This is a genomic window from Chryseobacterium sp. GW823-FHT05E08 (assembly GCF_058795655.1).
This window is the reverse complement of the sequence record NZ_JBXAHY010000003.1, coordinates 69,206-95,287: the sequence shown is the minus strand read 5'-3', so window position 1 is coordinate 95,287 and position 26,082 is coordinate 69,206. Positions and strand designations below refer to the sequence as shown.

25 protein-coding genes are annotated in these 26,082 nt (G+C 35.1%); 12 read left to right on the top strand and 13 right to left on the bottom strand.

From position 1 onward, the window contains the following. Positions 1-149: 149 nt before the first annotated feature. The 8 genes from AC1Q7L_RS10850 to AC1Q7L_RS10815 form a co-directional block, all read right to left on the bottom strand. Positions 150-2,435 carry a cation:proton antiporter gene (locus AC1Q7L_RS10850; protein WP_492305983.1) on the bottom strand — a complete coding sequence of 762 codons (2,286 nt, stop codon included), beginning with the start codon at positions 2,433-2,435 and terminating at the stop codon, positions 150-152. Positions 2,436-2,535: 100 nt separating this feature from the next. Continuing rightward, positions 2,536-2,925 (bottom strand): hypothetical protein, encoded by a 390-nt coding sequence (locus AC1Q7L_RS10845; RefSeq protein ID WP_492305982.1) that lies wholly within the window; start codon positions 2,923-2,925, stop codon positions 2,536-2,538. A gap of 110 nt (positions 2,926-3,035) precedes the next feature. Continuing rightward, complete coding sequence (locus AC1Q7L_RS10840; protein ID WP_492305981.1) at positions 3,036-3,746, bottom strand: LytR/AlgR family response regulator transcription factor; 711 nt, start codon at positions 3,744-3,746, stop codon at positions 3,036-3,038. After that, on the bottom strand, positions 3,724-4,494 hold the full coding sequence (locus AC1Q7L_RS10835) for a histidine kinase (protein ID WP_492305980.1): 771 nt from the start codon (positions 4,492-4,494) through the stop codon (positions 3,724-3,726). Before AC1Q7L_RS10835 ends, AC1Q7L_RS10840 begins: the two co-directional genes overlap by 23 nt. An 8-nt stretch (positions 4,495-4,502) precedes the next feature. Continuing rightward, entirely contained in the window at positions 4,503-4,874 is a 372-nt protein-coding gene (locus AC1Q7L_RS10830) for a hypothetical protein (protein WP_410693828.1), read from the bottom strand. Next, on the bottom strand, positions 4,874-6,067 hold the full coding sequence (locus AC1Q7L_RS10825; protein ID WP_410693827.1) for an alanine dehydrogenase: 1,194 nt from the start codon (positions 6,065-6,067) through the stop codon (positions 4,874-4,876). The genes AC1Q7L_RS10830 and AC1Q7L_RS10825 overlap by 1 nt, the downstream gene beginning before the upstream one ends. Before the next feature lie 70 nt (positions 6,068-6,137). Then, a complete protein-coding gene (tsaE, locus tag AC1Q7L_RS10820) occupies positions 6,138-6,545 on the bottom strand; it encodes a tRNA (adenosine(37)-N6)-threonylcarbamoyltransferase complex ATPase subunit type 1 TsaE (protein WP_410693826.1) in 408 nt (135 codons plus the stop codon). A 160-nt stretch (positions 6,546-6,705) separates the two neighbouring features. After that, complete coding sequence (locus AC1Q7L_RS10815; RefSeq protein WP_492305979.1) at positions 6,706-8,484, bottom strand: T9SS type A sorting domain-containing protein; 1,779 nt, start codon at positions 8,482-8,484, stop codon at positions 6,706-6,708. Positions 8,485-8,820: 336 nt separating this feature from the next. Here AC1Q7L_RS10815 and dnaG point away from each other — a divergent pair, with 336 nt between their 5' ends. The 4 genes from dnaG to AC1Q7L_RS10795 all read left to right on the top strand — a co-directional run bounded on the left by dnaG (position 8,821) and on the right by AC1Q7L_RS10795 (position 13,666). Further along, positions 8,821-10,797, top strand: a complete 1,977-nt coding sequence (dnaG, locus tag AC1Q7L_RS10810) for a DNA primase (protein WP_492305978.1) — start codon at positions 8,821-8,823, stop codon at positions 10,795-10,797. Between the two features lie 55 nt (positions 10,798-10,852). Further along, positions 10,853-11,542, top strand: a complete 690-nt coding sequence (gene clpP / locus AC1Q7L_RS10805; protein WP_066750894.1) for an ATP-dependent Clp endopeptidase proteolytic subunit ClpP — start codon at positions 10,853-10,855, stop codon at positions 11,540-11,542. 460 nt (positions 11,543-12,002) lie between these two features. Continuing rightward, positions 12,003-13,265, top strand: coding sequence for an esterase-like activity of phytase family protein (locus AC1Q7L_RS10800; protein ID WP_492305977.1), 1,263 nt, complete (start codon positions 12,003-12,005; stop codon positions 13,263-13,265). A gap of 179 nt (positions 13,266-13,444) precedes the next feature. Beyond that, positions 13,445-13,666 carry a hypothetical protein gene (locus tag AC1Q7L_RS10795; RefSeq protein ID WP_066750892.1) on the top strand — a complete coding sequence of 74 codons (222 nt, stop codon included), beginning with the start codon at positions 13,445-13,447 and terminating at the stop codon, positions 13,664-13,666. A gap of 52 nt (positions 13,667-13,718) precedes the next feature. Here AC1Q7L_RS10795 and tpiA read toward each other — a convergent pair whose 3' ends face one another. The 5 genes from tpiA to AC1Q7L_RS10770 form a co-directional block, all read right to left on the bottom strand. Beyond that, the gene (gene tpiA / locus AC1Q7L_RS10790; RefSeq protein WP_492305976.1) at positions 13,719-14,480 is read right to left on the bottom strand and encodes a triose-phosphate isomerase; all 762 of its coding nucleotides are present in this window, start codon (positions 14,478-14,480) and stop codon (positions 13,719-13,721) included. A 113-nt stretch (positions 14,481-14,593) separates the two neighbouring features. Then, positions 14,594-14,941: a tellurite resistance TerB family protein gene (locus tag AC1Q7L_RS10785; RefSeq protein WP_410693821.1), complete on the bottom strand. Its 348-nt coding sequence runs from the start codon at positions 14,939-14,941 to the stop codon at positions 14,594-14,596. A gap of 77 nt (positions 14,942-15,018) precedes the next feature. Beyond that, positions 15,019-16,131, bottom strand: a complete 1,113-nt coding sequence (locus tag AC1Q7L_RS10780) for a BT_3928 family protein (RefSeq protein ID WP_492305975.1) — start codon at positions 16,129-16,131, stop codon at positions 15,019-15,021. Between the two features lie 2 nt (positions 16,132-16,133). Further along, entirely contained in the window at positions 16,134-16,700 is a 567-nt protein-coding gene (locus tag AC1Q7L_RS10775) for a DUF1599 domain-containing protein (RefSeq protein ID WP_492305974.1), read from the bottom strand. Positions 16,701-16,859: 159 nt separating this feature from the next. Then, positions 16,860-17,084 (bottom strand): hypothetical protein, encoded by a 225-nt coding sequence (locus AC1Q7L_RS10770; protein ID WP_492305973.1) that lies wholly within the window; start codon positions 17,082-17,084, stop codon positions 16,860-16,862. On the opposite strand from AC1Q7L_RS10770, the gene folP reads away from it, so the two are divergent. The 8 genes from folP (at position 17,083) to ilvA (ending at position 25,883) form a co-directional block, all read left to right on the top strand. Next, on the top strand, positions 17,083-17,856 hold the full coding sequence (gene folP / locus AC1Q7L_RS10765) for a dihydropteroate synthase (protein WP_492305972.1): 774 nt from the start codon (positions 17,083-17,085) through the stop codon (positions 17,854-17,856). The genes AC1Q7L_RS10770 and folP overlap by 2 nt on opposite strands. Before the next feature lie 9 nt (positions 17,857-17,865). Continuing rightward, a complete protein-coding gene (locus AC1Q7L_RS10760; RefSeq protein ID WP_492305971.1) occupies positions 17,866-18,267 on the top strand; it encodes an ACT domain-containing protein in 402 nt (133 codons plus the stop codon). A gap of 444 nt (positions 18,268-18,711) precedes the next feature. Continuing rightward, on the top strand, positions 18,712-19,575 hold the full coding sequence (locus AC1Q7L_RS10755; protein ID WP_492305970.1) for a branched-chain amino acid transaminase: 864 nt from the start codon (positions 18,712-18,714) through the stop codon (positions 19,573-19,575). 219 nt (positions 19,576-19,794) lie between these two features. After that, entirely contained in the window at positions 19,795-21,471 is a 1,677-nt protein-coding gene (gene ilvD, locus AC1Q7L_RS10750) for a dihydroxy-acid dehydratase (protein WP_492305969.1), read from the top strand. Positions 21,472-21,483: 12 nt separating this feature from the next. After that, the gene (gene ilvB, locus AC1Q7L_RS10745; RefSeq protein ID WP_492305968.1) at positions 21,484-23,232 is read left to right on the top strand and encodes a biosynthetic-type acetolactate synthase large subunit; all 1,749 of its coding nucleotides are present in this window, start codon (positions 21,484-21,486) and stop codon (positions 23,230-23,232) included. A 9-nt stretch (positions 23,233-23,241) separates the two neighbouring features. Then, positions 23,242-23,529 carry an ACT domain-containing protein gene (locus AC1Q7L_RS10740; RefSeq protein WP_410693813.1) on the top strand — a complete coding sequence of 96 codons (288 nt, stop codon included), beginning with the start codon at positions 23,242-23,244 and terminating at the stop codon, positions 23,527-23,529. A gap of 35 nt (positions 23,530-23,564) precedes the next feature. Next, entirely contained in the window at positions 23,565-24,611 is a 1,047-nt protein-coding gene (gene ilvC, locus AC1Q7L_RS10735; RefSeq protein WP_492305967.1) for a ketol-acid reductoisomerase, read from the top strand. Between the two features lie 6 nt (positions 24,612-24,617). Further along, entirely contained in the window at positions 24,618-25,883 is a 1,266-nt protein-coding gene (gene ilvA, locus AC1Q7L_RS10730) for a threonine ammonia-lyase IlvA (RefSeq protein ID WP_492305966.1), read from the top strand. Positions 25,884-26,082 lie beyond the last annotated feature (199 nt).

Sequence of the window (26,082 nt, the reverse complement as noted above, 5' to 3'; positions counted from 1 at the left end):
AAACATGAGTTGCTTGTCTATATTAAATAATCGTGCCAAAGATTAATTTTAATTAATGATTTATTTACAAATATCAAAAAAATAAAATAATACACATGAAAAAAACCAACTTATAAAGTTGGTTTTTCGTTTAAAAATACAAATCAAAATTATGGATTGGAGATGATAAGCGTCGATGGAATATCCGATAACCAAAGGCTTTTCGTGTCAATCAGGCTTTTCCAGCTTTTGCTGCTGATTAACATTAAATCTTGGGAATCCAGAAATTCTTTCTCGATTTTCTTCTCGTTATATAGTGTGATGTGATTGGGTGCAACCTGTTCAATGCTTCTGATCAATTCTTTAACCTCAATATTGCTTCTTATCTGTCCTCCGGCATCAAGAATAATGATCTGGGAATTGTTATTATTAATTAATCTTTTAGCATATTCAAGCAAATAAAAATCGCTTAAATTAAATATTGGAATAAAAACTTTATCTGCCGACTCAAATTCTTTTTCAACCAAAACTCCAACCGGAATGTTGGTTTTATCTAAGATCTGTAAGGTAGAATCATCAAAAGGAGAGTTGTTGAAAATGTAACCTTTGCCTTTTACGGTATTTAAAAGCTTTTCAGGATTAATGATTTTAGTTGTAAAACCTAATAATCTTCCCAACAAACTTCCCTCATACATTGATTTTCCAAGCATGATTATAAGAAGATCGTAATTTCCCTTGTTTGTAATGTTGGTAAGGTCATTTTCAATATCGGTTGAAGCTTTAAAAAGAGTCGTAACCTCAAGATTAAGCTCATTAGAAGTCTCTATTACATCCTTGAATTGCTCCTTTTCATAATTATCAATATCAAAGGCGTGAAGTTCGTCAATAGGAGCGATATTCATTGCTGTTACGCTTTTATTCCCATTCATTTTGTGGGTTAAGTTGTCAGCTAATTTCAAAAGTGTGCTTCCGGATTCTGCTGTTTCAAAAGATAAAAGAACTCTATATTTGGTATCATTATCTTTGTCTTCATCATCCTCGATCGATTTTTTACCTTTAAAGAGATAATTGATAAGATCAAGGCAAGGGCCTGTCATGAACGTAGTAAATAACGCCATGATAACAAGCATGGCAAACAATTCTGGGCCTAAAACTCCCAAATCATAACCAATATTAAGTACGATAAGCTCGGTAAGTCCTCTGGTGTTCATTAATGCACCAATGGTGAGACTGTCTTTCCAACTTAATTTCAGGAATTTTGCGGCGAGTGCGCTTCCTACGAATTTTCCGGTAACGGCAGTAAGAATGATGAATCCTCCAATTTTCCAAAGGTGAGGGTCATTTAATAATCCGATTTGCGTTCTTAATCCCGTGAATACAAAGAAAAGCGGAAGTAATAAAACTAATGCAACATCTTCTATTTTTTCTATGAAAAGGTTTCTGAATTTTACATTTTCCGGCATGATCGCACCAGCCATAAATGCTCCAAAAAGCGCATGGATACCAATAACTTCTGTTGCATAAGATGAAATAATCAAGATTAAGAAAAATACAGCAACCAATGCTTTACTGATGAAGCCTTTTCCTTTTTGTGACTCAGCAATTCTGGTAAGGAATGGTCTTACTGCTTTAATCATGATGAAAACGTAAAGAATCGCCATCAAAATAACGAATACGGATCCTGAAAAAGATCCTGCTTTCACAACTGCAATTACAGCGGCCAAAATACACCATGCGGTAATATCATCTGCGGCGGCGCAGGTAATAACAACGGTTCCTATTTTTGTTTTGTGAAGATTTCTTTCCTGAACAATTCTCGCCAAAACAGGAAAAGCCGTGATACTCATTGCAATCGCTATAAATAAGGCAAAGGAACTGAATTGAATGCCATCCGGCGCAAATTCTTTATAGATAAAATATGAAAGTCCAACTCCTAACGCAAAAGGAATAATAATACTTGCGTGGCTGATTACAACAGCGTCGTGCGCTTTCTTTCTCAGAACGCTCAAATCAAGCTCCATTCCTACGATATACATGAAAAGGATCAATCCGATCTGGCTCAAAAACTGTAAGTTTGGAAGTGATTCTTTTGGAAAAATAAATGCTGAAAGTTCAGGGAAGTAAAGTCCAAAAAGTGATGGCCCCAAAACGATACCGGCGATCATTTCACCAATAACTGACGGTTGTTTCAGCTTTACACAAACCCATCCGAAAAGTTTTGCAACCATGATGATCGTAACGATCTGTGCAAGAAGAAGTGCTAAAGGATGATGAAGATTCGTCATAAATGAATCTGCGAAATTCTCCCACATTGTAGCACCTGTAGCTTTACTCGGAGCAATGTTTTCTCCGATCTCTAAAGTTTTTCCTTCAACGAAGAACCAATACATCAGGCATGAAAAAAATGCTATTGTGCTGATGTAAAAAATTATATTTTTATATTTCCCCAAGTTCATAACTCCGTTATTTAAGTGTGTAAATTTCTTAAGAATATATGGATGACAACTATTTTTATTTCTGAAATGTAATAAATGTCATGAATAATGTAATGAAAACCTATTTGAAGGAATATCCCAGTCCGATTCCCATTTTCCAGGCACCATTTTCTGTTGCTGTTTTAGAATTATAATAAACCGGAAGTTGTAAAGCGATCTTTTTATAAATGACTGTAAGACCTGCGCCTAGATTCGGAGTGATCGCACTGTTTTTAGTTCCCGGAGATTTATCGTTTTTAATTCTCAACGAGGGAAGCATTCCCAGAATGAATTTAACATCTTTGTGGGTTAAGCTGATATTTGGTCCCGTAAAATTGATAAAAGCCCCATGATCTACATATCCGGCCACTGCAATTCCGTCAAAAAAAGATGCTTTTATTTTAGGAGCCGATTCCTGAGAAAAACAAAGTCCGGATATGAGAATTCCACAAGCATAAAGAAGTTTTTTCATTATCAAATCATTTAATCAAGGCGCAAAAATACGCTGACCAAATATTTTAAACAGAGGTGATGTAATGAAACGGATTAAATTTGTAATGAAACAGAAAACGTATGAAAAATCTACTTTCCAAACATCTCTAATAATGAATTTTTATAGGTGTCTCCGATTTGTAGCTTGATAAAATTCTCTCCATCTAAAGATATTGATGTAATAATTTCGTTGGTAGAAAATATTTTAATGGAAGATAATGCGATGATCTCTTTTTTATTCACCTGAGCGAAATCTTTTGTTGGAAGCATTTCCAGAAGTGATTTAAAACTGAGGTTTTTAAGAACAATTGTTGTTCCGTCATTTAGAATAATGTCTTTGTCGCGGCTGTCGATTTCAGAAGTTTTAATATAAGCAATTTGTTCTGTGAAAAGAATTGTTTTCCCGATGTTGGTATTCCATTCGATGAAATCTTTTTTTTGCGGTGCCGAAACCAATTCTTTGGCTTTTTCAAAAGCTTGGATCAACCTTTCCTTTTTGATTGGTTTTCTTACATAATCAACGACATTTAAATCAAATGCTTCTGCTGCATATTCCTTGTAAGCGGTCGTAAAGATGATTTTTTTTGAATCTGAAATAAGTTCGGCCACTTGAAGTCCTGTCATTCCGGGCATTTCAATGTCTAAGATGCAGAGATTGCAGTCGAGATTATCAATTTCGTTCAGGAAAATTTTAGGATCGTTGAATGCTTTTACAACCTCTACATTCTCAATTTGTTCGCATAGAAGTTTTAAATAACTGATTGCCAGTAATTCATCATCAAGAATAACGCATTTTATCATAGAATTCACCTAAATTAATTACTAATTCGGCTGTGAAGATACCGTTTTTTGAACTTTTAGTAAGCTGATAATAATTATTGTAGATCATTTTTAATCTTTGATCTAAAGACTGACTTCCAAATCCGCTTTTCTCTTTTTCCAACACATTTTTTAAGGAAGCTTTATTACTTACTTTCATCGTGAAAATTCTGCCTTCCAATTCTAATTGAATGGAAATAAATGAATCCTGTGCCAAGAAATCGGTATGTTTGAAAGCGTTTTCAATAAGATCAACAGAAATCAGCGGTGCGAAAACTTTTTCTTCAAAAAGCTCATCCGATTTATCAATTTTAGATTTGATTCTAAAATCAAAAAGTGGATTTATTTTTATTTTATTAATTTCAATTAAGCTTAAAGCAAAGGTTAATTCCTCTTTTGGACTGACGAATTTATTGTTGCTTTCATATAAAATATAATCCAGAACATTCGCTAATTTATCCAGTGACATGTACGTTTGATAGGCATGTGACTGAACAGAATTAAGGATGTTTTTAAACAAATGCGGGTTCAGTTTTGTGCCGATATGTTCCAGCTGAACTTCGTTTAATCTTTGTTCGATTATTTTATTAGCTTCTGAAAGTTTAGCATTTCGAATCTTAAATTTCTGATTCTGACTGAATAAATAAATACTCACCGTCAAAAAAAAGAAAATAGCAAAAACTCCAATGAATATTAGATAATCATTAATCATGTAGTAATTGCCTTCCATTGAAATTTTTATTTAATTTTTTTCAGACTGTTCAGCGTTACAATTTCCTCACATTTCTCAAATGTAACCTCGTAAGTCGGATTGTCTTTTGGATAAACCAATACGTAATCCGGACAAGGTTTTTTCTGAGCATGACTTCTATCAAAATCTACCTTTCCATTCGTGATGATTTCGTCTTTTAAGAATTTTTCGTTGATTTTGTACGTACTCATTTCGCTTTTGGCGCTGTCAGAATACTTAAAATCTTTAGAAAGAGTTTCTGCAATTACACGGCTGTTGGGTAAATAACCGCTGCAGCTTGCCCCTTTTTTGTTTAATATAAAAAATACAAGAATCAGTCCTGGAATAAGACCAATCATATAAAACTTAAGCTTTTTCATTAGAAAATTAAAAGATTGATATCGTGATAAGTAAGTCCGAAACGGTCGCAGATTACTTTTTTAGTATGTCTTCCTTTGTACATATATAAACTCTGCTTCATTTCGTTTTTGCGGGTCAGCATGTTTTCGAAACCGCCCTCTTCGTCGTAATTTAAAATGTAAGAAAGGAAAAAGTTTGAGATAGCTTTTGTAGTCGTTCTCGGCATTTTTGACGTCAGGTTCGGAAGTCCGCAATGGATTACACCATGTTTTATGATGTAAGGATTTTCCATTGTTGTAAGCTCTGATGTTTCGATTACTTTTCCGTTATCAATGGTGATATCGATGATGACGCTGCCTTTTTTCATCTTCATAATCATGTCTTCGGTAACGATCGGCTGCATATTTAACCTTGGAAGAGCGCCAATAACTACGTCTGCACGTCTTAATGCTTTGCTTAATTCCTTTGGATCAATGATGGAAGTTGGTACACGACTGTCAACAATGCTGTGAAGTCTTCTTAATTTAGATAAAGAATTATCAAAAACTCTTACACTTGCGCCAAGACCGATGGCTGCTTTGGTTGCAAATTCACCAACGATTCCTGCACCAAGAATAAGAACTTCGGAAGGTCGAACTCCGGTGATTCCGCCTAACATTAAGCCATTTGATAGAGCTAATAATTCGGAAGCGTATAAAATAGAAACGGTTCCTGCAATTTCGCCTATTAATCGTACTAATGCCAGTTGCTTGTATTCATCAACGATAAATTCAAAAGCAATAGCGTTGATTTTTTTCTCGGCTAATTTTATGAAATAATCTTTCTCTCTTAAATTAATTTGAAGTGCTGAAACCAAATAAGTATTAGGCTTCATATAATCAATCTCGTCTTCTGTAGGAGGGTTGATTTTCAGAATAAGATCCTGCGAAAAAGCTTCTTTAGGATCGTTCGTTATTTTTGCTCCGGATTCAGAATATTGCAGGTCTGTAAAAAATGAACCTTCACCGGCTCCAGCTTCAATAATGATCTCGTGGCCGTGCTCTACCAATACCTGTACTGCATCTGGTGTGATGCATGTTCTTCTCTCGTGAAGACAGGTTTCTTTAGGAATTCCAATACTGAATTGCTTTCCTTTTTTAATAACCTCCAATTTTTCTTCTTTCGGCATTAATTCTTCCTCAGTAAACGGAGTAAAAATATTTGTAGTACTCATTCTTTAAACTCAATTATGTCTTACAGATAATTATTTTGCTGTTGATTGATGAAGCAAAGATACATAATATTTAGTCGAATGTAACTTCTCGATGTTCGCCTGTGTTGTTAATGCTCATTGTGTGGTACTTGAGCCCGTAAAGTTCGTCTTCGTAGACTTCCGGCCATTCAATAATGCATAAAAAAGCGTTGTCGAGGTATTCTTCGATACCGATATCGTACACTTCTTCAATATTTTTTAAACGATAAAGATCAAAATGGAAAATTTTTCCTTTTGGTGTATTATATTCATTGACAATAGAATAAGTAGGAGAGTTGACTTCATCCTGACTTCCCAAATTTTTAAGCAAAAACTGGGTAAAAGTAGTTTTTCCTGCTCCTAAATTTCCTTTTAATAAAAAGATGTTGTGCTGTAGTTGCGGTATTATTTGGTCTACAACTTCTTGCCAGTCTTCTAATTTATTGATAATAACTTCCATTTTTAATGAATGATTTACTATAATTAATGTTCAAAAATAAGTAAAATAAAACTTGAAAATACATTGCGAAAAAGGTAATGTTTTTAGTATTGTGATTTATAAAAAAAATAAAAGCGAGAATTTTGAAATTCTCGCTTCCATAAATTAACTATATAAAAAATTATTGTTTTACTAGGCTAAATGCTTTAGCAATAGTATTATGACTGTCTTTTATAATTAATCTGTAAAACCCAGAAGGTTTATCGGAAAATGGGATACTTAAAAGTTTTTCTGATGTACTGGATTTGTGAATTAGCTGTCCTAAAGTATTTATAATTTCTACATGATAATTATTTTTAATAGGTCCGAAATCAATATTTAATTTGTTTTTAACCGGGTTAGGATAAATATTAATCATACTGACGTTGCTGTTTGTTCTGGTTACGCCTAATGTTGAATTCAGAGATGGAGTAGATCCGGTAATGGTGTAAGCTCCTAGAGAAGCATAACTTGTATAGCCTGTGTCTACAGTTCCGTCTCCAATGCCTGTGATGGCTAAATAGTAATTTCCTGCATTGAGATTGGTATTGATGTTAATTGGAGCGCTTAGGTCGGAAGGGGTTCCTTTATAAGTGCCTATTAATACGTTTTGGCTGTCATATAATGATGCTTTTAAAAGTAAATTACTATGCCTTTCTGTAGTTTCTATATTTAAAACTATATTTCCTCCACCGGTATTGAACTGAAACAGATCAATATCATCAGTATGATCAATAACGCCTTTGTTTTCTGCTGATCCTGACAGATTTAGAGTCGTTGCTGTGCTAATGGTACTTCCGTGAGTATCTGCTCTGTACCCTACATTATTTGTTGTATTTGTAATTATAGCAAGATCATCTTGATGATTTGTCGCATTTGTATAATCTCCTTTGCTCCATTGTGTTACGTTCTTATAGTAGCTTGCTCCCATGATCGGCGCCCAGTCTCCGTGTCCGCTGTAATAAGCGTATTGGCCTTGTCCGTCATGGTTTAACCCTAAGGTATGACCTAGTTCATGAGAAGCGATTTCACCAATAATCTTTCCTGAAGTTCCCGCTCCTGACGTGAATGCCCAACATGGCATGTCGCTGAAAGAAGAGAAGCTGTTAATAAGAGCAATCCCGGCACCTCCCGGAGATGCAACATCTGTAGTCGTAATAATACATCTTCTTTTCTTGTTTTGAGGATAGCTATTGAAGACTTCTTCGTCGGTTGTCACATTTAAGTTGAACGGACGATAATCTTCTGCCGTAATTTCCCAGGCTTCCAGAATTTGATCATCTGTCATGCCTGAAGGCGCTGCAACAATAGGATTTCCTCCATTCCAACCGCTGCCGGCGGGGACGGTATGCCCATTGAAATCTAATAACAGACATCCTGCTGCACCCGGAAAGCTCTGTAAAGTTGAAATATTAACATTTTTAGCCTCTTTGTTTGGATGGGTTGAGATTTTTTCGATATTAGAAATCGAAGTTTTAATGAAATCTACACACATCATATTATTAATGTCGATTTCTTTTATAAAAGCACTTTCTTTATTATCTGAATAATAAGAATAAGCTTTTTTATCTTTTAAAAGAATTATCCTTCCATCTAGTTTTTTGTTTTTAATGATAATGATAAAACTTCCTGCGTCTTTACTCAATATCTCACCTTCCAGATGGATTTCCGAAGCAGATTTTTCTTGTTGATAATTTACTTTTGCATCCAATGTTTCCGAATTTGATACCATGAGTTTTATTTCTTGGTTGTTTTTGGTTGTTTTGGCTAATTGTGTTTCAATTTGTCTTAAAAATTCACTGCTTTTTCCTAATGAATAAGGATTTTGTTTTTCTGTACTTGTTTGGGCATAATTATTACCTGTGGTAATAAAATAAATAATTACGAATACCCAACTTTTTAAGGTTTGATTTTTTTTCATCTTTTTTGATTTATGATTAATAATTAAGGCTTGAATAAATCAATTAATTTGTGTTTTGTTTTTTGTATTAATATTTTAAATAAACGTTTATGTTTGAAATATTATAATTAAATTTAGTTATAATCGTTATTTTGTGTTTATTTAATTGATATATAATGGAAATGATTTATATTTATATTATTAATAAAGTCTATTGATTTTCACGATTGGGATTGGTTTTTTCAATAATGATGAGCTTTTTGTAAGGAATTTTTGATAATAGAAATTTAGAATTACGAGTAAACTGTCTGTTGATTTTGTACTAAGAATAAAAAACTTATTGCTTATTTTTACACCATGATTTCTAAACAGACCATTGATAAGATATTTTCCACGATCAGAGTAGAGGAGATCGTGGGCGAATATGTGCAGTTGAAGAGGGCAGGGTCTAATTATAAAGGGCTGAGCCCGTTTCATGAAGAAAAGACACCCAGTTTTGTAGTTTCGGCGAGTAAACAGATCTGGAAAGATTTTTCCAGCGGACAGGGAGGGACGGCGATCTCTTTTTTAATGGAAATCGAAAATTTCACTTATCCTGAAGCGCTTCGCCATGCGGCAAAAAAATACGGGATTGAAATTGAAGAAGATCAGCGCGAATATTCAGAAGAAGCAAAAAATGCCCAGTCTGAAAGAGATTTACTCTATAAAATCCACGAAATTGCCAATGAATATTACCAAAATTTCCTTTGGGAAGTTGATGAAGGGCGTTCAATTGGTTTAGCCTATTTCAAAGAGCGTGAGCTTAAAGATGATATCATCAAAAAATTCCAATTGGGATATTCTCCTGAAAAGAAAAATGCTTTCACTGCTTTTGCTTTAGATAAGGGATATTCAAAAGAAATTTTAGAAAAATCCGGACTTTCCATTTTCCCTGAAAATTCTCCCGCAGGAATCGATCGTTTCCGAGAAAGAGTAATTTTCCCGATTCATAGTTTTTCGGGCAGAGTTCTTGGTTTTGGAGCGAGAATCCTTAGAAATAATGTCAAAACAGCAAAATATCTCAACTCGCCAGAAACGGAAATTTATCATAAATCAAATGTTCTTTATGGCTTAAATCAAGGAAAACAGGCGATTTCAAGAAAAAATATCTGTCTTTTGGTAGAAGGATATATGGATGTGATTTCACTGCATATGTCAGGAATTGAAAATGTTGTGGCAAGTTCCGGAACTTCTTTAACGACCGAGCAAATCAAGCTTATCAAAAGATTAACGGAAAACGTAACGATTCTTTTTGACGGTGATAATGCCGGAATTAAAGCCAGTTTCCGAAGCATCGATATGTTGCTGACAGAAGGGATGAACATTCGTGTTCTTTTATTCCCGGAAGGCGATGATCCCGATTCTTTTGCGAGAAAACATCCTCAGGATTATGTTGAAAAATTCATCGAAAATGAAGCGATGGATTTTATTGATTTTAAAGCTGAAATCCTTTTAAAAGATGCAGGAAGTGATCCGATCAAGAAAGCTGATGCCATCAGAAATATCGTAAAATCGGTTTCTTTTGTTCAGAATGCGCTTAAAAGGGAGGTTTATTTAAAGGAAGTTTCCAATAAATTCGGATTGTCTGAGCAGAGTTTGTTTAATGAACTGGATGTTCAGAGACAAGTAACGCAAAATCAGACGCAACATATTCAGCAACAGAAAGAACAGAAGCCTACAAAACTGGAAATTGTTCCGAAACCTGAAAAAGAAATAGATTCCGTTCAGTTCAATATTCTTCATCAGGAAAATAAGTTGATTGATACGATGTTGATGTTCGGGGACGTTGTTATTCACCGAGAAAATGATAAGAATGAAGAATATGAAGTAACGGTAATTGAGGAAATTCTTAATCATTTTGAGGAAGAACAGTATGAATTTCAGATCGAAACCAATCAAAAAATTATCGGTAGCATTAAAGAAGGTATTGAACATGATGAATTAAGATCAGGAAGCTTTTTCATCACTTTAATGGACGCTGATATCACTTTGAAAGTAGCGGACGCATTAATGAATCCAAATGAATTAAGCGATTGGACGACCAGAAATATTTTCCCGCCAAATATGGGTGATCACATTGCAGAAGAAGTGGAAAATAACATTTTAATTCACAAATATTATTATATTCACGTTATTATCAAGCAGACAACAGCACAGCTTGAGGATTATCGTGACACGGATCAGGAGAAATATTTCGATTCTATCAAGAAAATTATGATGCTTAATGACTTTTCTAAGCAGATTATTGATAAATTAGGCTGGTCGCCTGTGACAAAAAGTCCTATAAAATTTTAGGAACAAAAGTTGTAATTTAAATCTCAAATAAATTTAAAATAATACCAATAGAAATATGGACATTAAAAAAGAATTCAGAGATTTCTCTGTAAAGCATTTAGGAAATAGCGGTCTTGTTACCGATCAGTATATGGGAATGTATGGGCCAACCAATCTTACGCCGTACATCATGGAAGAAAGAAGAATGAACGTAGCTCAGATGGACGTTTTCTCTCGTTTGATGATGGATAGAATTATCTTCTTGGGAACAGGAATTGATGATCAGGTGGCGAATATTGTTACTGCTCAGCTTTTGTTCCTGGAGAGTTCAGATCCTTCAAAAGACATCCAGATTTACATTAACTCTCCTGGAGGAAGTGTATATGCTGGGTTAGGAATTTATGACACCATGCAGATCATTAAGCCCGATGTAGCAACAATCTGTACAGGTATTGCTGCTTCAATGGGAGCTGTATTGTTGGTTGCAGGTGAAAAAGGGAAGCGTTCTGCGCTTAAACATTCAAGAGTAATGATTCACCAGCCTTCAGGAGGTGCACAAGGTGTTGCTTCTGATATGGAGATCAACTTAAGAGAAATGTTGAAGCTGAAAAAAGAATTATATGACATTATTTCTGAACATTCTGGTCAAACTTACGAATGGGTAGAAAAAGCGTCAGACAGAGATTACTGGATGACTTCTACCGAAGCGAAAGAATTCGGAATGGTAGATGAGGTTTTACAGAGAGCAACTAAAGAAAAGAAATAATTTTCTTTAAAAGATAATTAAGAGAAACGCGTCAATTTTGGCGCGTTTTTTTGTTTGGTCATTGCGAGGAGCGAAGCAATCTCAAAATCCTTTTAATAGCAGATTCTCATTACCCATAAAATTTGTCATTCCGGAGGAATCTAAGCAAGGATTTTACAATTTGAGCTCTACAAAATGAGCCTAGATTCCTCCGGAATGACAAACTTTGTGGTTAACTGAATTTTGAAGCTATACTCAGAAAGAACGACAAAAATTCCCTGGTGGCTGAGGTTTTCGAAGCCACCATTCCTAAAACCCTAGCCCCGATTGCAGTGAAAATCCTTTTTTGCAAAAAAAGATTGCAACGGAAAGCGGGAAACAGCTCCTAAAAAATTATAAATAAAAGATTTAAAACAGATTTATCATTCCATTCAAGATCAGTTTACATTCAATACTTACTTTCGCAGCCATAAAAGTAAATATGAAAAAAATCTTATTACCTGTTCTTGCCTTCATGGCTTTAACGGCTTGTAACAATGATGATAATGTAAATAATCAGGATATCAATTATTCTAAACTTCCTCAGGAATTTCCGTTCACAACTTTAGCAACGGTAAATGGAGTGGATGTTATCAACGGAGGTTTCGGTTCGGGAGCAACGGCTCATCCAACAAGAAAGGGAGAATTTTATGTTATTACCGATCGAGGTCCGAATATAGCTTATTCAAACGGAATAAAATTTTTAATTCCAAACTTCACACCCACAATTATGCATTTTAAGATCAATGCAGATGGAAATATTGAAGTGCTAAAATATATTAAACTTAAAAATCCTTCAGGACAACCCATCACGGGACTTCCAAACCCTATCGGAATGGGAAGCACAGGTGAAATTGCCTACGGAGTTGATGGAAGTGTTTTACCAACCGATAATTACGGTTTAGACAGTGAAAGTATCGTTGCAGCAGCAGACGGTACATTCTGGGTTTCGGATGAATACGGCCCTCATATCGTTCATTATAGTGCAGAAGGAGTTGAAATTGAAAGAATAAGCCCAATCGGAGTAAATACAGGAACAAGAAAATTACCTGCCGTTTTAGCCAAAAGAAGACCAAATAGAGGAATGGAAGGAATGTGTATGACGCCGGACGGAAAAATGTTGGTAGGCACCATGCAGTCTACAATGTATGTTCCTACAAAAGTGTTGGCAACCAATACAACATTGACAAGAATTGTGACTTTTGATCTTGCCACAGGACAGACAAAACAATATTTATACAAGCAAGATGGAGGCGCTTCCGATTCTGTTTGTGATATTACAGCCATCAGCAACTCTGAGTTTCTGGTAATCGAAAGAGACGGAAACTTCGGTTCACAAGGCGGAACTAAAAAGGTTTATAGAATAAATTTAACAGGTGCTTCAGATGTTACAGGAACCGATCTTACAGCTGCTGACGGTTTAAAAATCAATAATAAAACCCTTGAACAATCTACTTGGGATGAGATCAATACTGCAGGATTAAAGCCTGTTTCTAAAACGTTAGCCGTTGATCTGGTTTCAAAAATAGGTTATGAACATGATAAGTTTGAAGGAATTGTCTATTTAGGCGGAAATAAATTAGCCATTTTTAATGACGACGATTTTGGAGTAGTTGATAACGGAAACGGAACTCCAAAAGCCAAAATTCTTCCTAAAACAGGAAAAGTAGACAAAGGAACAATGTATGTAGTCGATATTCAATAATTTTTAATTTATTTACAAGAAAAAGTCTCTCAGTTTTGGGAGACTTTTTATTTTAAATGGCGTTATTTGTTAGTGTACAAAATTAGTTGATCAATTTTCATAAAGAATTTAAAGTTTTCAAATCCGAAAATAAAAATTCTTCGTATATAATTTTTTAATACTAAAATAATAGGCTGACTATGTCATTATCTAAAAATAATTTAATAGATCTGATTGCGGTTGAGATTGAAAGGTTTCACGGGATTACAATTCCAGATTATACTGAAGAAGAGAAGATTATTTATCCACTTTCTAAGTCTTTTTCAGGGATTTACAAAAAAGAACTTTACGTTTATTTTCTATCCGGAAAAGCTTTTAATTATCAAGTCCATTATTTTATTTTTAACTTTAAAATATTCTGACAATAAAAAAACCACCAAATCTGGTGGTTTTCGATATTTTTTATTTCTATTATTATGAATTAAAACCTTCAATAATTTTAGAGAAATCTTCTAATTTCAAAGCTGCTCCACCAATCAAACCACCGTCAATGTCAGGCTGAGAGAAAATCTCTTTTGCATTGTCAGGCTTTACAGAACCTCCGTAAAGGATAGAAACTTCGTCAGCAACTTCCTGTCCGTATTTTGTAGCGATGATGCTTCTGATGTGTGCGTGGATTTCCTGAGCTTGTGCAGGACTTGCAGTTTCTCCAGTTCCGATTGCCCAAACGGGTTCGTAAGCGATCACAACTTTTTTAATTTCTTCCGCAGAAAGCGTGAAAAGTGCAACTTCAGTCTGGTTTTTTACCACTTCAAAATGTTGACCAGCTTTTCTTTGTTCAAGAGTTTCACCGTTACAGTAAACAGGAATTAACCCTTTATCCAAAGCTAATTTTACTTTTACGTTACAGTGAGAATCTGTTTCACCGTGGTATTGTCTTCTTTCAGAGTGTCCGATTAAAGAACCTGTTGCATCGATAGATTCCAACATTTCAGCAGAAATTTCTCCTGTGTAAGCGCCACTTTCATGCTCGCTCATATCTTGAGAAAATACACCGATTTCATCCTTTTCAAAAATATCTTTCGCCATCATTAAGTATAAAGATGGAGGTGCGATCCAAACTTCGCAGTTTGTTGTATTGTTGTTTTTATAACTTAATAATTGAACCATCAATTGCTGAGCGTCAATTATATTTTTATTCATTTTCCAGTTTCCTGCAACTATTTTTCTTCTCATAGTTTTTTATTTTTTATATAGAAGTTAGAGATTAGATGTTAGAAGTTAGAAATCAAAAATGACGTATAATTTTAAACTAATTTCTAGCTTCTAACATCTAGTTTCTTAATTAATTAAATTTTCCAGATATTTTTTAAAAGAATATAGAAAGTATGCTCTTCGTCTGTAACGATATTATCAGCCTTAATCAATGTTTTAGCAAATTGTACAAAGCTTAAACGCTCTTCTTCCGTAGAATCATCTAAGAAACATTGAGCGTGAAATTCGAAGTGACTTTTCCATTCTTCCGGCTGTAGTAAAGCGATTACTTCCAACTCATTATCCAAGTCCATTTTAAAAGGAAATTCATCTGCTAAATACTGTTGAACAAGCATTCCTTCTTCAGGAGCAAATTCTCCGTCTACAGATGAAAGAATCATCAGCAAATGGTAACCGGCGATAGATTTATTTGATTTTTGCATTATATAAATGTATAGTTTGTTGATAGTTTATGGTTGACGGTTGATTGTTAAATTGACAATTCACCATTCACAATTTTTTATTTAACATAGTCTTTTGCAGGAATTTTATCTACAATTTTTCCTTTTTCTAAGATCAATATAAAAGGATTGCTTCTTGCGATGGTTTTAATGGCAGTGCCGTCCATCATTGCATTTTTAATAGTTTTGAAAGTGTTCGGATCGGTTGAAACTCCGTAAATAACAGCTCCTTTTTGAGCCTTTACTTTAGCTTCAACTTGTTTGAATAGATCTGCTGAAACTTCTTTCGGATGATAAGAGAAAACCAAAATCGCTTTCGGTGCATTGATTACTTCATCAGTCACTTCAAGACCCGTAGGATCTTCAATTTTAAACTTAACGATCTCAGATTTGTAACCTTCTTTTATCAAAACAGATTCGTTTTTTCCTTCCTCGATTTTCCATGGAGAACCTTCTGCCCAATATTTTGTTTCTTTAATATAATCGTCCTGATTTACCTTTAAAATTTCTCCTGTTTTTTGATTTTTAAGAGAGTAAAAAGTTTTGTATTCGGACGGATTTTTATTAATTTTTTCTTTTTCACTTTTAATATCAGTTCCCACTTTATAATCACGGAAATCGATTAATGGTTCATGCATAATTCCCTGAGCCATAATGTAGATCATTCCTAAAGAAAATATCCCTAAAAGAATATATTTAAATGTATTGGAAGGTTCTTTTTTAGAACTGAAAGTATAACTGTCTTTTTTCTTAAATTCTTTTCTGTAAAGGATGAATACGATGATTAACCCAACCAAAAGCACGACATCTTTAACGAAACTCTGCCAAGGCGTGAATTTTATTGCATCCCCAAAACATCCACAATCCGTTACTACATTGAAATAAGCTGAATAAAAAGTAAGGAAACCAAAGAATATACAAAGCGCGATCAGTGCTGAAAGAGTGAATTTAAGTTTTAATTTTAATAAAAGCATAAATCCAAGCAAAAGCTCTAAAACAACGACAATGATCGAAAATAATAAAGCAAATTTTTCCAAAAATGGCATGTTGAAAACAGTAGGAGAGAAGTATTCTTCCATTTTGAAGGAAAAACCTACCAGATCTACCGCTTTTACAAAACCCGAAAGGATGAAAATAACAGCAATAACGAAACGTAATAAACCTTTGATCATAATTAACTTGTTTTAGGTTGGAAGTTGTCTTGTTTTTCAGAGAATTTTATCAGACAGAAAACGGCATAATTCAGCATATCGAAATAATTAGCATCTAAACCTTCAGAAACGATGGTAATACCTTGGTTATCTTCAATTTGCTTCGTTCTTAAAACTTTTTGATAGATAAGATCCGTGATCGAAGAAATTCTCATATCTCTCCAGGCTTCACCATAATCATGATTTTTTCTTTCCATCAAAGCTTTAGCTTCGGCGGAATATTTATCGTAAAGACTTAAAATCTCTTCTTTATTTTCGTTAAAATCATTAGAAAGGCCTTTTTCAAGCTGTATCAATCCGATGATGGAATAGTTTACGATCGCGATAAATTCGCTTTCTTCACTTTCATCCACCATTTTTACATCAGTCATCTGTAACGTACGGATTCTGTTGACTTTAATATAGATTTGATCTGTAATTGAGCTCGGTCTTAAAACCCTCCAAGCTGCACCGTAATCCTGTAATTTTTTGCTGAATAATTCGTGGCATTCATTGATAACTTTCTCGAACTGTATTGAAGTTTTTAGCATAAATTCTCTTAATAGCCCAAATATACGAATTAGGTTTTAGGTAGCAGGAATCGGGGATTGTTTTTTTGAGTTTTAGGGGTTGGGTTTGGGAGTTGGAGAGTTGGAGTGTGTGAGTGTTTTAGTGTTTGAGTTGGGAGTTTAATAAGAACTTGTTTCATATTATTGAATGGATAATTTATAGTTTTTATCTTTGCAATCTAAAGCTTTATTATTTTTAATAAATAATTTTAAAATTACAACTCCAACACTCAAACTCTCCAACCCTAAAACTCTCATGCACTCCAACTCTCCAACTCTCCAACCCTCAAACCCTCCGACCCCCAAACCCTCCCACTCCATAAACTGCAACGGAAGACTTATCGATTTAACCACTCCAAAAATCATGGGAATTTTAAATCTTACTCCGGATTCTTTTTCAGACGGAGGAAAATTTAATAATGAAAAATCAGCATTACTTCATGCAGAAAAATTATTGAAAGACGGAGCTGAAATTATCGATATTGGGCCACAATCTACACGTCCCAACGCAGAGTTTTTGAGTAGCGATGAAGAAGTAAAGAGAATTGGAACATTAATTTCTCAGATTAAAAAAGAATTTCCCGAAGCATTAATTTCATTAGATACTTTTTATGCTGAAACAGTGAAATTTGGTTTTAATGAAGGAATTGATATTATTAATGATATTTCGGGCGGACAATATGATGAGAAAATGTTTGATACAGTGGCCGAAACTAAGCTTCCATACATTTTGATGCACGTCAATCCGTCTTATGAAAAGATGCATGATAAAATTAAATTTGAAGATATTACGCTGGAAATCAATCGTTATTTTTCTGAAAAAACAAATGAACTTTTACAAAAAGGAGTCAATGATATTATTCTCGATCCGGGTTTTGGTTTTGGAAAAACAGTTGAAGATCAAATGAAAATGATTGATGAAGTTAAGTATTTAGGATTTGAAAAATTTCCTTTATTAATCGGGATTTCCAGAAAATCATTTATTTACAAACCTCTGGGGAAATCTGCTTTGGATATTAATGAAGAAACCCAAAAGTTACATTTAAAAGTTTTGGAGCAAGGTGCTAAAATATTAAGAGTTCATGATGTTGCAGAAGCAGCACAGACGATCAGTGACTTTTTACAACACAAACGATAAAAAATTATTATGACAGGAGAAAAAGACCTTAAAACATTATTACAATCCATGAAACCTCATTTAAATGATGGCGAATATGTTTTCTGTACCGTAGAAAAATTACCCAATATTGATCTGAATGAAATCATTTGCTTTTTTAAAGAACAAGAGGGCATTACTTTTATTATTAAAAAAGAACTGGCCGATCAGTTACATTTCAAATATGAATTTGTAGCTTCTTGGATTACTTTAGAAATTCATTCTTCACTTGAAGCAGTAGGTTTAACGGCTGCATTTTCCAAAGCGCTTACTTCTAAAAATATTAGCTGTAATGTAATTGCAGGATATTTCCATGACCATATTTTTGTTTCTGTGGATGATGCAAATAATGCAATGGAAGAATTAAAAAGATTGTCTGAAGTTGAAATTTAAAAATTTTATAATAAAATGCTGAAATTTTGAGGATTCATGATGTTTCGGATAGCTAAAAATAAAATCAAAATTTTGTTTAAAAAAATAAAAAGTATAAAAAAAGTTAAAAACTCTTGCGGAATATTGAGAAGTTTGTACATTTGCCTCATGAATTTTAAGAATCAACAAAATATTATTATCGTTTCTATTATTGGAGCTATTGTGATCAGCAATAGTCAGGAAGCGGTATTATAAAAATAAATTTGTTTTAAATTATAGAAGCCGTTTCATTTTGAAACGGCTTTTTTTATTTCATAGATTATGCAACATTTAGTAGTTATTATCATCGTCATTATTATTCGCTTACGGCTGTGAGACGGAAGATATAACCTATTTATATATTCATGCCTTCTCACATTTTGAGAAGGCATTTTTTATTGTAACAAAGAAATTAAATATTAAAAAATGTATTACGACAACGAAACCCTTATTTATTTTAACGGACAATTTGTAAAAGCAAAAGAGGCAAGTACAGATCTTTACGGGCAGTCACTTCATTATGGTTATTCTGTTTTTGAAGGAATCAAATCCTATAAAACCGAGCAGGGAACAAAAATTTTTAAAGCTAAAGAACATTACGACCGACTAAAACGTTCCGCTGAGCTGATGCATATTCCGTTTGAATATACAACTCAGAAACTTACAGATCTTACCTACGAACTTTTAGAACTGAATAATTTCAGTGACGCTTACATCCGTCCGTTGGTTTTTTGCTCTCCCAATATGTCTTTATCCAAAAGCAAAGAATCTTCACTTACCCTTTTAGCATGGGAGTGGAGTAATGGATATTTAGCCAATAAAATGCGCATTATGACTTCAAGTTTTCAGAGACCCAATCCGAAGGCTTTTTTGGTAGAAGCTAAAGTCGGAGGGCATTATGTAAACTCAATTTTAGCCTGTCAGGAAGCCAAAGATAAAGGGTATGACGAAGCTTTGGTACTGGATGAAAAAGGAAACGTAGCCGAAAGTTCAGGAGCCAATGTTTTTTATGAAAAAGATGGCGTTTTATTTACCCCTTCAAAAGGAAATATACTACCCGGAATCACCCGTGAAACGGTTTTTGAAATAGGTAAAGAATTGCAGATTCCTGTTAAAGAAAGCTTCTTTAAACCTGAAGAAATGAGAGGTGCTGATGCCGCCTTTTTTTGTGGTACTGCCGCCGAAATTGTAGCGTTGGATTCTTTGGATGATGTTCCTTTTACTAAAGACTGGAAAGATACGGAAAGTAACAAGATACAGCAGGCTTATCAGAAACTGGTAAGAGTTTGATCATTGTAGATTGTAGGAGTGTAAATAATTAAATATCAAATAAATACATCTATTTTCTAACAATTGAATATTGTAATTTTTATAAAATTGAAAATAAAAAAAATATTACAACCAGTAGCTTTGGGTCAAAATTAAGTAAAGCTTCATTGATGAATTTCGAAAAAATTGGAATTTCTGATACTATAAAAGAGATGATAAGAACAGCAAACGAAGGATAATATGTTAAATAAATATTCAAAAACATTCACACAGAACCAAGAGCAGCCAGCCGCAAAAGCAATGCTATACGGAATAGGATTTACCGATGAAGACATGCAAAAAGCCCAGATCGGAATCGCAAGCATGGGCTACGACGGAAACACTTGCAATATGCACCTCAATGATCTGGCGCAGATCGTTAAAAAAGGAACTTGGAAAAACGACTTAGCTGGCTTGGTGTTCAATACAATAGGGGTAAGCGACGGAATGAGCAACGGAACAGACGGCATGCGCTATTCTCTAGTAAGCCGTGACGTTATTGCTGACAGTATTGAAGCAATTTGCGGGGCACAATATTATGACGGGCTTATCGCGTTGCCAGGTTGTGATAAAAATATGCCGGGAACGATCATCGCAATGGGAAGATTAAACAGACCATCAATAATGGTATACGGCGGAACAATTGCTCCGGGATGTTTTAAAGGAGAACAGTTAAATATTGTTTCGGCTTTTGAAGCGTTGGGGCAAAAAATAGCAGGTGAAATATCAGAAGAAGATTTTAATGGAGTGATTAAAAATTCCTGCCCGGGAGCAGGAGCTTGTGGAGGGATGTATACTGCAAATACGATGGCTTCAGCGATTGAGGCGCTAGGAATGAGTCTTCCGTATTCGTCTTCAAACCCTGCTTTAAGTATAGAAAAGAAAAATGAATGTCTTGATGCAGGAAAATTTATCAGGATTTTATTAGAAAAAGACATCAAACCTTCAGATATCATGACGCGTAAAGCGTTTGAAAATGCGCTCCGCCTGATCATTGTTTTGGGTGGAAGCACCAATGCAGTATTACATTTTATTGCAATGGCAAAAAGCATCGGAGTTTCCGTTACACAGGATGATTTTCAGAAAATGAGCGATGTAACGCCTGTTTTGGCAGATTTAAAACCAAGCGGAAAATATTTAATGCAGGATCTTCATGAGCATGGAGGAACGCCCGCAGTTATGAAATATTTATTGAGTGAAGGTCTACTACATGGCGACTGTCTTACCGTTACAGGGAAAACACTGGAAGAAAATTTAGCACAAATCCCTTCTCTGGATTTTTCAAAGCAAAAAATTATTAAACCGATTTCTGAACCCGTAAAACCAACAGGCCACATCAGAATTCTCTACGGCAATCTCGCAGAAAAAGGAAGTGTTGCAAAAATTACAGGAAAGGAAGGTGAAAAATTTGTTGGTAAAGCGAGGGTTTTTGACGGAGAAAAAAAACTGGTCAGAGGAATACAAAGCGGAAATGTAAAACATGGCGATGTCATTGTTATTAGAAATGAAGGTCCAAAAGGCGCACCGGGAATGCCTGAAATGCTAAAACCTACAAGCGCTTTGATCGGTGCAGGGTTCGGAAACAGTGTTGCTTTAATTACAGATGGGCGCTTCAGTGGCGGAACTCACGGGTTTGTGGTAGGACATATTACCCCAGAAGCACATGAAGGAGGTTTAATAGCATTTGTAAATGATGAAGATATCATTGAAATCGATGCGGTGAACAATACGATTCAGCTTAAAGTTTCCGAAGAAGAAATTAAGAGACGAAAAAAAGATTGGGTAAAACCTGAATTAAAAGTAAATAAAGGATTGTTGTACAAATATGCGATGACAGTTTCTTCAGCAGCAGAAGGCTGTGTTACAGATGAATTTTAAAAAATACACAAAATGAAAAACCCAAATCTGATAATTGATAAAAATCAGTCGCGTACAGAAAAAGAGCTTAGCGGAAGCCGCATCGTGCTGGAAACTTTTTTAAAGGAAGGTGTAAAAACTATTTTTGGTTATCCCGGAGGTGCAATCATTCCTATTTATGATGCTTTGTTTGATTATAAAGAACAATTAGAACATATTTTGGTGCGCCATGAGCAGGGTGCAGTTCATGCTGCTCAGGGGTTTGCAAGAGTTTCAGGCGAGGTTGGAGTTGCTTTGGCGACAAGTGGACCCGGCGCAACAAATCTTGTGACAGGTTTGGCAGATGCATTATTAGACAGTACGCCCGTTGTCTGCATTACAGGGCAGGTTTTTGATCATCTTTTGGGCACGGATGCTTTTCAGGAAATTGATGTCATCGGTATCACAACTCCCGTTACCAAATGGAATTATCAGGTTACCAATGCAGAAGAGCTTCCCGAAGTTTTGGCGAAAGCTTTTTACATTGCAAAATCCGGAAGACCGGGACCTGTTGTTATTGATATTACTAAAAATGCTCAGTTACAAAAGGTTGCATATAAAGGATATGCATCATGTTATTCTGTAAGAAGTTATCAGCCTGAATCTGAACCGAATGATGAAAATATTAAAAAAGCAGCTAAATTAATTAACAACTCAAATCGCCCTTTCATTATTGTGGGTCAGGGAGTTATTTTAGGAAAAGCAGAAGAAGAATTTTTAAAGTTTGCAGAAAAATCAGGGATTCCTGTTGCGTGGACGCTTCTGGGGATAGGAGTAATTCCTACACATCATCATCTCGCTGTCGGAATGGTCGGAATGCATGGAAATTACGGACCTAATTTGCTGACAAATGAATGTGATGTTCTAATTGCAGTCGGAATGCGCTTTGACGACCGCGTGACAGGAAAACTGGATGAATACGCAAAACAGGCGAAAATAATTCATTTTGATATTGATAAAGCAGAAATTAATAAGAATGTAAAAGCCGATGTTCCCATTTTAGGAAACTGTAAGGAAACACTGCCCTTAGTGACGGATTTAATTATGTCTAAAGATCATTCAGAATGGCATGCAAAATTCAGAAACTGTCATGAGATCGAGCAGATTAATTTGATCAGCAATGAATTAAACCCTTCCGAAGGCGATATCACGATGGGAGAAGTTATCAGAAATATCAATGAATTAACAAAAGGAGAAGCTGTAATTGTTACAGATGTCGGTCAGCATCAGATGGTTGCCTGCCGATATTCCAAATTCAATCATTCTAAAAGCAATATTACAAGCGGAGGGTTAGGAACAATGGGATTTTGCCTTCCTGCTGCAATTGGAGCTGCTTACGGAAATCCCGATCGACAGATTATTGCGATCATGGGAGATGGCGGAGCTCAGATGAATATTCAGGAGTTAGGTACCATCCTGCAGTATAAACCTGATGTGAAAATTATCATTCTCAACAATTGTTTTCTTGGAATGGTAAGGCAGTGGCAGGAATTATTTCATGAAGAAAGATATTCTTTTGTAGATATTCAAAGTCCTGATTTTGTACAGGTTGCAAAAGGTTACGGAATTAATGGTAAAAAAGTAACAGAAAGAAAAGATTTAAAAACAAGTGTTGAAGAAATGCTTAATCATAAAGGAGCTTATCTGCTGGAAGTAATGGTTGATAAAAAATACAATGTTTTTCCGATGGTTCCACAAGGAAAGAGTGTGTCTAAAGTTGTTTTAAACAATAATGAAATTTAAAATAAAAATATGGAAACAGATAAAAAAGAATTTACCATAACCACTTATACAGAGAATTATTTGGGAGTGATAAGCCGGATCAATAATATTTTTTCCAGAAGGAGAATTGTTGTTGAAAACCTCAATGTAGGTCCTTGTGAAGTAAAAGGTATTAAAAAATTTATCATCGTGATTAATGAAAATGAAGAAGCCATAAAAAAATTGGTGAACCAGATCGAAAAACAGGTCGATGTTCTGGAAGTTCATTATCACAGAAATCCTTGTATGACGGTATTAAGAAATGCAGGGAATTATTAAAATCAAAGTAGTAACGCAATAAAATAGTAAATAAAATGGCAAAATTAAATTTCGGAGGAATAGAAGAAAACGTAGTAACAAGACAGGAGTTTCCATTAGAAAAAGCTCAGGAAGTATTAAAAGATGAAGTAGTCGCAGTAATCGGTTATGGTGTTCAGGGGCCGGGTCAGGCTCTTAATCAAAGAGATAACGGAGTGAATGTAATTGTCGGGCAAAGAAAAAATTCAAAATCCTGGGATAAGGCTGTTGCAGACGGTTTCGTTCCCGGAGAAACACTTTTTGAGATCGAGGAAGCTTTAAAAAGAGGAACAATCATCTGTTATTTACTAAGTGATGCCGCTCAAATCGAATATTGGCCTAAAGTAAAACAGCATCTTACTCCAGGAAAAGCATTATATTTTTCACACGGTTTCGGAATTACATTTAATGAACGCACGGGAATTGTTCCACCCGCCGATGTTGATGTTTTTTTGGTAGCTCCAAAAGGTTCCGGAACATCTTTAAGAAGAATGTTTTTACAGAATAGGGGACTGAATAGCAGTTTTGCTGTGTATCAGGATGTTACAGGGAAAGCCAGAGATCGAGTAATCGCTTTGGGAATCGCGGTAGGAAGCGGTTATTTATTTGAAACTGATTTCAAAAAAGAAGTTTACAGCGACCTTACAGGTGAACGAGGAACCTTGATGGGCGCTGTACAGGGAATTTTTGCCGCACAATATGAAGTTTTGAGAAATAATGGGCACAGTCCTTCCGAAGCATTCAACGAAACGGTGGAAGAACTTACCCAATCATTAATGCCTTTGGTTGCAGAAAACGGGATGGACTGGATGTATGCAAACTGTAGTACAACCGCTCAAAGAGGTGCGTTGGATTGGTGGAAACGCTTCCGAGATGCAACTTCTCCTTTATTTCAGGAATTGTATGAAAATGTAGCTGCAGGAAACGAAGCACAATTATCCATCGACAGCAACAGTAAGCCCGATTACAGAGAAAAACTGGACGCTGAATTGGCAGAACTTAGAGAAAGTGAAATGTGGCAAGCCGGAAAAACTGTTCGAAGTTTAAGACCGGAAAATAATTAAAATCATATGAAATACGAAGAGGAAACGCTTGTTTCGGTTCTTTACAGCGTACAGAAGGCCGCAGAAAGATTGAAAAACATAAGCATCAAAACGCCATTGTCTGTCAATAATCATTTGTCTGACATTTTTAATGCAAATATCAGCTTCAAAAGAGAAGATCTTCAACGCGTAAGATCATATAAGATCAGAGGTGCTTATAATAAAATGGCAACTTTAAGTAAAGAACATTTATCTAAGGGTGTTGTTTGCGCAAGTGCAGGAAATCACGCACAGGGAGTAGCATTTGCATGTAATGCAATGAACGTGAAGGGGAAAATCTTTATGCCTTTAACAACGCCCGGGCAGAAACTTGAGCAGGTTAAAATGTTTGGTGGAAACTATGTGGAAGTTATTCTTTTCGGAGATACGTTTGATGAAGCAAAGGATACAGCAATGAAATTTTGTGATGAAAATCAGGGAGTGTTTATCCATCCTTTTGACGATCCTGCAATTATTGACGGACAGGCAACTGTGGCGTTAGAAATTCTGGAGCAAGCCGAAAAACTTATAGATTATCTTTTCGTTCCTTTTGGCGGTGGCGGTTTGGCGGCGGGAGTCTGTAAAGTTTTTAAAGAACTTTCTCCCAAAACCAAAATTATTGCGGCAGAACCTTCCACGGCGGCGAGTATGAAAAAAGCACTGGAAAACGGAGCTCCTTTTCATTTAGATAAAATCAGTCGCTTTGTGGATGGAGCGGCAGTTCATAAAGTAGGGGATCTTACTTTTGAAATTTGCCGTAACATATTATTCGATGTCGCAACGGTGAATGAAGGAAAAATATGTGAAACCATTCTTTCATTATATAATAAAGATGCAGTCGTTGTAGAACCTGCAGGTGCTTTATCGGTGGCCTCGCTTGAGCAGTATGCAGATGAAATTAAAGGAAAAAATGTCGTCTGCATTATCAGCGGAAGCAATAATGATATCACGCGAATGGAGGAGATTAAAGAAAAAGCACTTTTGTATGCAGGTTTGAAACATTATTTTCTCGTAAAATTTCCGCAGCGGCCCGGTGCTTTGAAATCTTTTGTGATGGATGTTCTGGGACCGGATGATGACATCACGAGTTTTGAATATACCAAGAAAAACTCAAAAGAGAAAGGGATTGCTGTGGTGGGAATTGTTTTAAAGGACAAAAAAGATTTTGATCCGCTTTTATACAAAATGAAAAAACTGGATTTCTTTGTAAACTACCTCAATAATGATCCTTCTCTGATGAACTTATTAATTTAAACAAGATTAAAATCAGGCTTAAAGTCTAAAAAACAATGATGGAAAAAGCTTCACAATTTGTGAGGCTTTGTTTTTAGGTGTTATCAAAATATTTTTTCATTAAAAACTGCTGTATTTTATTCAAAATATAGGTTTTAGTAAATATTAATTAATTCCAGTGTAAACCAAAAGTGTTTTAAGCTTTCCCGACTTGGGACGG

What these genes read in the sequence shown, in the direction of transcription:
- AC1Q7L_RS10850 (WP_492305983.1), bottom strand. Translation starts at nt 2,435, where the DNA reads ATGAACTTGGGGAAATATAAAAATATAATTTTTTACATCAGCACAATA.
- AC1Q7L_RS10845 (WP_492305982.1), bottom strand. Translation starts at nt 2,925, where the DNA reads ATGAAAAAACTTCTTTATGCTTGTGGAATTCTCATATCCGGACTTTGT.
- AC1Q7L_RS10840 (WP_492305981.1), bottom strand. Translation starts at nt 3,746, where the DNA reads ATGATAAAATGCGTTATTCTTGATGATGAATTACTGGCAATCAGTTAT.
- AC1Q7L_RS10835 (WP_492305980.1), bottom strand. Translation starts at nt 4,494, where the DNA reads ATGGAAGGCAATTACTACATGATTAATGATTATCTAATATTCATTGGA.
- AC1Q7L_RS10830 (WP_410693828.1), bottom strand. Translation starts at nt 4,874, where the DNA reads ATGAAAAAGCTTAAGTTTTATATGATTGGTCTTATTCCAGGACTGATT.
- AC1Q7L_RS10825 (WP_410693827.1), bottom strand. Translation starts at nt 6,067, where the DNA reads ATGAGTACTACAAATATTTTTACTCCGTTTACTGAGGAAGAATTAATG.
- tsaE (WP_410693826.1), bottom strand. Translation starts at nt 6,545, where the DNA reads ATGGAAGTTATTATCAATAAATTAGAAGACTGGCAAGAAGTTGTAGAC.
- AC1Q7L_RS10815 (WP_492305979.1), bottom strand. Translation starts at nt 8,484, where the DNA reads ATGAAAAAAAATCAAACCTTAAAAAGTTGGGTATTCGTAATTATTTAT.
- dnaG (WP_492305978.1), top strand. Translation starts at nt 8,821, where the DNA reads ATGATTTCTAAACAGACCATTGATAAGATATTTTCCACGATCAGAGTA.
- clpP (WP_066750894.1), top strand. Translation starts at nt 10,853, where the DNA reads ATGGACATTAAAAAAGAATTCAGAGATTTCTCTGTAAAGCATTTAGGA.
- AC1Q7L_RS10800 (WP_492305977.1), top strand. Translation starts at nt 12,003, where the DNA reads ATGAAAAAAATCTTATTACCTGTTCTTGCCTTCATGGCTTTAACGGCT.
- AC1Q7L_RS10795 (WP_066750892.1), top strand. Translation starts at nt 13,445, where the DNA reads ATGTCATTATCTAAAAATAATTTAATAGATCTGATTGCGGTTGAGATT.
- tpiA (WP_492305976.1), bottom strand. Translation starts at nt 14,480, where the DNA reads ATGAGAAGAAAAATAGTTGCAGGAAACTGGAAAATGAATAAAAATATA.
- AC1Q7L_RS10785 (WP_410693821.1), bottom strand. Translation starts at nt 14,941, where the DNA reads ATGCAAAAATCAAATAAATCTATCGCCGGTTACCATTTGCTGATGATT.
- AC1Q7L_RS10780 (WP_492305975.1), bottom strand. Translation starts at nt 16,131, where the DNA reads ATGATCAAAGGTTTATTACGTTTCGTTATTGCTGTTATTTTCATCCTT.
- AC1Q7L_RS10775 (WP_492305974.1), bottom strand. Translation starts at nt 16,700, where the DNA reads ATGCTAAAAACTTCAATACAGTTCGAGAAAGTTATCAATGAATGCCAC.
- folP (WP_492305972.1), top strand. Translation starts at nt 17,083, where the DNA reads ATGGGAATTTTAAATCTTACTCCGGATTCTTTTTCAGACGGAGGAAAA.
- AC1Q7L_RS10770 (WP_492305973.1), bottom strand. Translation starts at nt 17,084, where the DNA reads ATGATTTTTGGAGTGGTTAAATCGATAAGTCTTCCGTTGCAGTTTATG.
- AC1Q7L_RS10760 (WP_492305971.1), top strand. Translation starts at nt 17,866, where the DNA reads ATGACAGGAGAAAAAGACCTTAAAACATTATTACAATCCATGAAACCT.
- AC1Q7L_RS10755 (WP_492305970.1), top strand. Translation starts at nt 18,712, where the DNA reads ATGTATTACGACAACGAAACCCTTATTTATTTTAACGGACAATTTGTA.
- ilvD (WP_492305969.1), top strand. Translation starts at nt 19,795, where the DNA reads ATGTTAAATAAATATTCAAAAACATTCACACAGAACCAAGAGCAGCCA.
- ilvB (WP_492305968.1), top strand. Translation starts at nt 21,484, where the DNA reads ATGAAAAACCCAAATCTGATAATTGATAAAAATCAGTCGCGTACAGAA.
- AC1Q7L_RS10740 (WP_410693813.1), top strand. Translation starts at nt 23,242, where the DNA reads ATGGAAACAGATAAAAAAGAATTTACCATAACCACTTATACAGAGAAT.
- ilvC (WP_492305967.1), top strand. Translation starts at nt 23,565, where the DNA reads ATGGCAAAATTAAATTTCGGAGGAATAGAAGAAAACGTAGTAACAAGA.
- ilvA (WP_492305966.1), top strand. Translation starts at nt 24,618, where the DNA reads ATGAAATACGAAGAGGAAACGCTTGTTTCGGTTCTTTACAGCGTACAG.